The sequence below is a fragment of the Thermodesulfobacteriota bacterium genome (assembly GCA_039028315.1).
Taxonomy (GTDB): Bacteria; Desulfobacterota_D; UBA1144; order Nemesobacterales; family UBA2774; genus CR02bin9.
Map to the genome: position 1 here is coordinate 1 of JBCCIH010000168.1, position 5,365 is coordinate 5,365.

The following is a 5,365-nucleotide window of genomic DNA, read 5'->3' on the forward strand; positions in this document are numbered from 1 at the left end:
ACGAACAACATTCGTGAACTCGAAGGCGCACTCATCCGGGCAACCGCATACGCCCAACTCACCAACGAGCCACTGACCCTCGACGTCGCCAAGAAGGTGCCTGAAATCGAATGGAGAATAAGAAGCCTTATACGCTGGAACGCAATGGCAATGGTTGTAAGAGCCAATAGGCTAGAAGAAGGTATTGGAGGCCATATTTCCACATTTGCCTCTGCAGCGGCCCTATATGAAGTAGCATTTAATCATTTCTTAAGAGGCAGAAACGAGAACCACGAGGGCGATATAGTCTATTTTCAGGGACACGCGGCCCCAGGGATTTATGCAAGAGCATTTCTGGAAGGAAGACTCAGCATTGAAGACCTGCAAAATTTCAGACGGGACCTAGTTCCCCAAGGCGGTCTAAGCTCGTATCCGCACCCATGGCTTATGCCCGAGTTCTGGCAGTTCCCCACTGTCTCAATGGGACTTAGCCCGATTATGGCAATCTATCAGGCAAGGTTTAACCGCTACCTTGAAGACCGTGGACTTAAAAAATACTCCGATGCCAGAGTGTGGGCGTTTTTAGGAGACGGTGAGACAGATGAGCCAGAGACACTAGGAGCTATCACTTTGGCTTCTAGAGAGCATCTGGACAATTTAATTTTTGTAGTTAACTGTAATCTTCAGAGATTAGATGGGCCGGTTAGGGGTAATGGTAAAATTATCCAAGAACTAGAGGCAATTTTCAGGGGCGCAGGGTGGAATGTTATAAAAGTACTTTGGGGAAGCAATTGGGACCCTCTAATTGAAAAAGATGAAGATGGCCTGTTAGTAAAGCGGATGACAGAAGCTTTAGACGGCGATTATCAAAAATACTCCGTGGCATCAGGGGAATATATCAGAGACCACTTTTTTGGCACTGACCCAAAAATAAAAGAAATGGTTAAGGACATGTCCGACAGTGAGCTTCAAAAGCTTAGAAGAGGGGGGCATGACCCAGAGAAAATCTACCCTGCATTTAAAGCCGCAATTGAAAATACAGGCTCACCAACTGTGATTTTAGCTAAGACAATTAAAGGCTATGGGCTTGGTGAGGCTGGGGAAGGTAGAAATATCACCCATCAGCAAAAAAAATTAAATGAAGACGAGCTTAAGCTATTTAAAAAACGCTTTGAGATACCGATATCAAATGAAGATGTTTCAAGGGCGCCGTTTTACAAACCGGCGGAGGACAGCCCTGAGATAAAATATATTAAAGAACGAAGAGAAGAGCTCGGCGGATACCTACCAAAGCGTGAGGTAATATGCGATCCGCTTAAACCACCACCTGAAAAATTATTTGAGGAATTCTATAAAGGCTCAGGCGATAGAGAAGTGGCTACAACTATGGCATTTGTAAGAATGCTTGCCAAAATGCTCAAGGATAAAAGTATCGGCAAACTTATAGTTCCCATTGTACCCGATGAAGCCCGCACGTTTGGAATGGAAGCTCTATTTAGACAAGTGGGCATTTACTCTCATGTAGGACAGCTCTACGACCCAGTAGATGCAGAGACGCTTTTATATTACAAAGAGGCGGTAGACGGTCAAATATTAGAGGAAGGTATCACTGAGGCAGGATCTATGTCTTCATTCATAGCTGCCGGAACCGCTTATGCAACCCATGGAATAAACACAATACCATTTTTCATTTACTACTCGATGTTCGGATTTCAGAGAATAGGCGATCTGGTTTGGGCCGCAGGGGATATGAAATGCAAAGGCTTTATGATAGGCGGCACAGCCGGAAGAACTACACTTGCGGGAGAAGGGCTTCAGCATCAAGATGGTCACAGCCATTTACTCGCATACCCGGTGCCGAATCTTAAAGCATATGACCCGGCTTTTGCTTATGAGATCGCTGTCATAATTCAAGACGGCATAAAGCGCATGTATCACGACAGAGAGGACCTTTTCTACTACATAACTGTCATGAACGAAACTTACATTCAACCCAAGATGCCTGAGGGGGCAAAGGAAGGAATCCTAAAAGGCATGTACAAATTTAAAAGCTCAGAGAAAAAAGACGCTCAGCTTCACGCTCAGCTTTTAGGAAGCGGAACTATTCTTAATGAAGTACTAAAGGCTCAGGAAGTTCTAGAAGAGAAATACGGCGTTGCCGCAGATGTTTGGAGCGTTACCAGCTACAAAGAACTATATAGGGACGGCCTAGATAAAGAACGTTGGAATATGCTGCACCCTTCAGAAATAAAAAGAGTGCCCTATATATCCCAGTGCTTAAACGATGCACCAGGAGTATTTGTAGCTGCATCGGATTATGTTATGGCTCTGCCTGACTCTATTTCTCAGTGGCTCCCTAGACCTCTTGTTTCACTCGGGACAGACGGATTTGGTAGAAGCGCAGGCAGAAAAGCTCTAAGGGACTTTTTTGAAGTGGACTGGAGATATATAACACTAGCAGTTCTTGCAGCACTCACGTGGGAGAAAAAGATTGATCCCAGCATTGTGGAGAAAGCAATACAGGATCTGGGAATAAATCCTAGCAAAGCAAATCCTATTCTTTCGTAAATATTAAGTAGCACAAAATATTTGATATAATTAAAGATAGATAAAATTTTAGAGGTATAAAGTTATGACTATTGAATACAAGCTGCCTGATCTTGGTGAGGATATCGAAACCGGCGATGTAATTGGGGTATTTGTTTCGGCCGGTGATAAAGTCTCTGAAGAGCAAGCTCTACTGGAAGTGGAGACAGACAAAGCTGCAATTGAAATTCCGGCTCCTTCCGGAGGAGTAATCAAAGAAGTGCACGTAAATGAAGGTGACACAATTAAAGTCGGTCAATTACTTGTGACTATAGATGACGGCAAGACAAATGGAAAAGATGAGCCTATAAAAGAAGATGCAAAAATTAAAACACAAGATGAGGCAATTGAAGAAATTGCGGAGAGGGAAGTTGAAGAAGAGATAAACGCTGATCCCGAGCCAGAGCCGGAGATAGAAATTGAAGCTGCCCCTGAAGATACAGAGGATGAAATACAAGAGGTGAAAATCAATGAGCCGGATGATGAAAGAAAGACAGAGCACACATCAAGCCCGGCTTCACCCTCGACCAGAAGACTCGCAAGGGAGCTGGGTGTAGACATAAGCCTTATAAATGGATCAGGGCCGGGAGGCCGCATCCTTGAAGAAGATGTTAGAAACTTTACCCCTGAGGCCAAGGCCAAACCAAAAGAAAAGCAAAAAGAAATTAAAGTTGAAAAACCAAAACCTCAGAAAAAATCTTCTGAGCTTAAAGCAGATAAATGGGGAGATGTAGAACGCACCCCAATGAGCAAAGTTAGAAAGCTTACAGCTGAGCGGCTCACCCAAGCTTGGGATGCGCCTCACGTCACTCAGTTTGATAAGGCAGACATTACCGATCTTGAGAAACTTAGAAAAGAGTTTGGCCAAAGCGTAGCAAAATCTGGTGGGAAACTAACTACAACTTCAATTCTGGTAAAAATAATAGCTTCGGCCCTAAAAACATTTCCTCAGTTCAACGCTAGCGTCGACATGGAAAATGGAGAAATAATCTATAAGCATTATTACAACATTGGTATCGCGGTCGATACAGACAGAGGGCTTTTGGTTCCTGTAATCAAGAACGCTGATGAAAAAAATATAACCCAGCTATCCGTAGAGCTTAGCGAGCTTTCAGAAAAAGCCAGAACAAAAAAGATATCAGTAGATGAGCTTCAAGGAGGAACGTTTACTATTTCAAACCTAGGCGGTTTAGGCGGAACATATTTCACGCCAGTAGTAAACGCGCCAGAGGTTGCTATATTGGGAATCTCAAGATCCAGAGTAGAGCCTGTGTATAGAGACGGCGGTTTTCTTCCAAGACTTATGCTTCCTCTATCATTATCATATGACCATAGACTAGTTGACGGGGCAGATGCTGTGAGGTTTTTACGCTGGATTGTAGAAGCGCTTGAAGAGCCGTTTAAACTTCCTCTAGAAGGCTAACTTTAAAATTATGAGCGAAGCTGAAAAAACACAAATAGCAATAATCGGCGCAGGACCGGGCGGGTATCCTGCTGCGTTTTTAGCCTCAGATTTAGGTCTTGAAGTTACTCTCATAGACCCTGAGGACAACCCCGGCGGGGTTTGCCTATACAGAGGTTGCATACCATCTAAAGCACTTTTGCACAGTGCAAAAGTCATTTCAGAAGCTGATCATCTTAAAAACCTCGGAATTAAATTTAATAAGCCCAAAATAGACTTGGACAAACTGCGCGATTGGAAAAACGAGGTTGTACAAAAATTAGTTGGAGGTCTGGGAATACTCTCCAGGCAAAGAAAAATTAACTACATTCAAGGTAGGGCATCGTTTATAGACTCCAACGATCTTATTATTGAGAAGGTAGATGGAACTAGTGAAGAACTAACCTTTGATTATGCAGTAGTTGCAACAGGCTCACGGCCCGCGCAAGTTCCTAGCTTTCCAAATGATTCGGAGAATTTACTGGATTCAACCAGCGGACTTGATTTGCCTGATATCCCCAAGACAATGCTTGTTGTGGGAGGAGGATATATAGGGCTTGAGCTGGGCACGGTTTATGCCGCGCTCGGAACAAAAGTATCAGTTGTAGAAATGACTTCAGGACTTATGCAGGGAGCGGATAGAGACCTTGTAAGAGTTCTTCAGAAAAGTTCTGAGAAGATTTTTGAGACTATAATGATGAGCACTAAAGTTACTGAAATGAAAGAAACTAATGACGGCATTTCAGTAAGTTTTGAAGGCGACGATATTGAGAAAGATGAGATAGTCTACGATAAAGTTCTTGTATCTGTCGGAAGAAAACCTAACATTGAGAACCTTGGATTAGAAAACACAAATGTGGATATAGATGAAAAAGGTTTTATAAAGATTGACGAGCAAAGAAGAACATCTGAGAACCACATATTTGCGATTGGAGACGTCGCAGGGGAGCCGATGCTGGCACATAAGGCAACACATGAAGGTAGGGTCGTAGCTGAGGTGCTGGCAGGCAAGAATGCAACCTTTGACCCTGCTGCTATACCTGCAGTTGTTTTTACTGATCCAGAGATCGCTTGGTGTGGGCTAACAGAAACCCAGGCCAAAGAAAATAAAATGAATGTTAAAGTTGCCCGCTTCCCATGGGGAGCATCAGGAAGGGCTACAACCCTTGATCGAAATGATGGCGTTACAAAACTCATCATTGATCCTGACACGGACAGAGTATTAGGCATGGGTATTGTTGGCCCAGGAGCCGGAGAGCTTATAGCAGAAGGAGTCTTAGCAATTGAGATGGGAGCCCTAGCATCAGATTTAGAGCTCACAATTCATGCCCATCCAACTCTCTCAGAGACTGTTATGGA

Annotated in this window: 3 protein-coding genes; all 3 read left to right on the forward strand. The window is 43.7% G+C overall.

Annotated elements, in window-relative coordinates:
• The coding region (gene aceE / locus AAF462_09780; protein MEM7009409.1) for a pyruvate dehydrogenase (acetyl-transferring), homodimeric type at nucleotides 1–2,547 on the forward strand (2,547 nt) is incomplete at its 5' end.
• Nucleotides 2,548–2,611: 64 nt separating this feature from the next.
• Nucleotides 2,612–3,988 (forward strand): 2-oxo acid dehydrogenase subunit E2, encoded by a 1,377-nt coding sequence (locus AAF462_09785; GenBank protein ID MEM7009410.1) that lies wholly within the window; start codon nucleotides 2,612–2,614, stop codon nucleotides 3,986–3,988.
• 10 nt (nucleotides 3,989–3,998) lie between these two features.
• The coding region (lpdA, locus tag AAF462_09790) for a dihydrolipoyl dehydrogenase (protein ID MEM7009411.1) at nucleotides 3,999–5,365 on the forward strand (1,367 nt) is incomplete at its 3' end.